The 3,052-nt window shown below is 74.8% G+C and carries 1 protein-coding gene; it reads right to left on the reverse strand.

The window, feature by feature from the left end; translation table 11 throughout:
* The coding region (locus KWI83_RS37555) for an amino acid adenylation domain-containing protein (RefSeq protein WP_218518851.1) at positions 1-3,052 on the reverse strand (3,052 nt) is incomplete at both ends.

Below are 3,052 nucleotides of genomic sequence, written 5' to 3' on the forward strand. Positions count from 1 at the left end.
CCCAGCTTCCCGTTCACCGTCAACGGCAACCGCTCCAGCACCACGAACGCCGCCGGCACCACCGACGCCGGAAGCCGGTCGCTCAGGTACTCGCGCAGGGAGGAGACGAGGGAGCCGGTGAGCCGGGAGCGGCGGGGGCTGTTGGCGAACCGTGCCGGGTCGGCGGCCGTCGTGACGGCCGGGGAGTACAGGTCGTCGATGACGTCGGGCACCGGGGGGTGCTCGTCGGCACCGGTGTGGCCCGGCGCGCTGAACAGGACGTCGAGGTCGCCGTCCGGTGAGTCGGCGGACCAGGTGACGGCGGCGCGGCGGCCGAGGCGTGCGGCGAGGGCGTGCAGGTCCTCCGGGTCGATCGCCGGGTGGGTGGTGGCCGGGGCGCGGACCGCGCGGCGGGCGGCGGTGAGGTCGCCGGATCCGTCCAGCAGCCGTAGTGCGGCGGTCTCGGGCGCCAGGCGGGCGTTGGGCACGCCCGCCACGCGCAGCGCCTCCGGCCGGGTGGCCAGCAGGTGTTCGAGTGTGGCCGGGTCGTCCAGGTCGCGGCCCCAGTGGAGGGTGGCGGCGGGGCGCGGTGCCGGGACGCCGGGGCCGCCGCGCTTGCGGAGGACGACGTCGTAGCGGTGACGGCTGAGCTCGTTGTGGTGACGGCCGCGTTTGACGCGTACGTCGACGGCGTCGACGGCGGGGATGCGGTGCCGCAGTGCCGGGAAGAACTCGGGGTCGACCAGCAGTTCGGTCTCCAGCAGCACGTCCTGCTCGACGGCGCGGCGCACGGCGGCCGCGTCCCGCTGCTCGTCGGGCCGGTGGAGCTGCACGGCGGCGGCGAAGCAGCGCAGTAGCCGGTGGTTGCGTACGTCTCCGATGAAGAGGGTGCCGCCGGGGGCGAGCAGGTCCATGGCGCTGGCGATGACGTCGGCGAGGTAGGCGGCGTGCGGGAAGTAGGGGACGACGGAGTTGATCACGACGGTGTCGAAGTGGGTCGCGGGCAGCCCGTCGGTGACGTCGGCGGGCTGCACCCGCAGGTGGACGCGGTCTCGCAGCGCGGGCCGGTCGGCCAGCTGGGTGCGCAGCGCCTCGATGGCCGTGGCGGAGAAGTCGGTCGCCCAGTACGTCTCGCACTCCTCGGCGAGCCGGGACAGGATCAGGCCGCTGCCGACGCCGATCTCCAGCACCCGGCGGGGTCGCAGGGCGCGGACACGGTCGACGGTGGCGTCGCGCCACTCGCGCATCTGGGGCAGCGGGATGGGCCGGGAGTCGTAGCTGCTGCCCCAGCCGGCGAAGTTCTCCCCGAACGGCGCGGTGGCGGCGTCCCGGTACACCTCCTCGTAGACGTGGTGCCACTCGCCGACCTGCTCGGCCTCGTCGCTCGGGTCGCGTTCGGCGCCGTCCCGGGGGACGACGTAGGCGACGAGCTGCCGTTCGCCGGGCCGGTCCTCTCGGACGTGGGCGGCCGCCTGGGAGATCTGGGGGTGGCCGCGCAGGGCGGTCTCGATCTCGCCGAGTTCGACGCGCAGTCCGCGCAGCTTGACCTGCGAGTCGGCACGGCCGACGAAGTTGAGGCGGCCCTCGGTGTCGCGGCGGACCACGTCGCCGGTGCGGTACAGGCGGCCGCCGGGCGGGCCGAAGGGGTCGGCGACGAACCGCGCGGCGGTCTCGGCGGGAGCCTGGTGGTAGCCGCGCGCCATGCCCGCGCCCGCTATGTACAGCTCGCCCGGCACTCCCACGGGGACGGGGCCCAGGTGGTCGTCGAGGACGTAGAGCCGCATCTCGTCGAGGGCGACGCCGACGGGGACGGGCGCTTCGGGGTCGCAGGTGCCGCGGAAGGTGTGGCAGGAGGCGTAGACGGTGGTCTCGGTGGGGCCGTAGCCGTTGACCATGGTGGTGTCGGGGCAGTCCGCGGCCAGGCGGGTGGCGGCGGCCGGGGAGAGGACGTCGCCGCCGGTCCACAGGGCGGTCAGGCCGCGCAGCCAGTCGGTGCGGTCCTCGGCAGTGGTGTTGAACACGCCGGTGGGCAGCAGGAGTCCGGTGATCCGCCCCTCGGTGACGGCACGGGCGAGCACCCGCAGGTCGAGGTGGCCGGGCGGGGCCATGACCACGTGGCCGCCGGCCATGAGGGGCAGCCAGAACTCCATGTTGAAGGCGTCCCAGGCGTGGGCGGAGTGGAGCAGGACGCGGCCGGTGCTGCCGGGGGTCCAGACGCGGTCGTGCCTCAGGCACTCGATGCCCCCGTGGGTGAGGGCGACCCCCTTGGGCCGGCCGGTGGAGCCGGAGGTGTACATGATGGCGGCGAGCCGGTCGGGGTCGCGGACGGGCGGCAGGGGTGCCGGGGTGCCGTCGGGCTGCGGGAGGTCGTCGTCGAGGACGAGCTGCGCGAGGCCGTGTGCGGCCGCCTCGTCGCGCAGGGCGCGGTCGGTGAGCAGCACGGGCGGCCGGATCTCGGCGAGAACGGCGGCCCGGCGGGTCGGCGGGTGGTCGGCGTTGAGCGGGACGTAGGCCCCGCCCGCCTTCAGGACGCCGAGAACGCCGACCGCGAGATGAGCGCCGCGCTCGGTGAGCATGGCGACGGGGGTCTCCGCGCCGACGCCGCGTCCGCGCAGCAGGCGGGCGAGGAGGTCGGAGCGGCGGTCGAGTTCGGCGTACGTCAGGGTCTCGCCGGCGGCGGTGACGGCGGGCGCGTCCGGCTGGGTGCGTACGAGGTCGGCGAACCGGTCGGTGAGCGTCAGCGGTGCCGGGGTGTCCGGGCGGGTGGTGTCGTTCCACTCGGTGAGCAGCAGGTGCCGTTCGCCGGGCTCCAGCAGGTCCACGGCGCTGATGCGCTGGTCGGCGTCGTCGGCACAGGCGCGCAGCATCGTCGTCAGCCGGTCGATGAGCCGTTCGACGGTGTTCCGCTCGAAGAGGTCGCCGCTGTACTCGACCAGGCCCCAGACCCCGTCGGGGTCGCCGTCGTCGGTGTGCGCCTCGGTGAGGAAGACGGCGAGGTCGAACCGGGAGACCTCGGGCCTGAGGTGTTCGGGTTCGACGGTCAGGCCGGGCAGGCGGAACGCTGCCTCGGGGG

Origin of the sequence: Streptomyces sp. TRM70350, from assembly GCF_019219825.1 — a bacterium.
Taxonomy (GTDB): domain Bacteria; phylum Actinomycetota; class Actinomycetes; order Streptomycetales; family Streptomycetaceae; genus Streptomyces.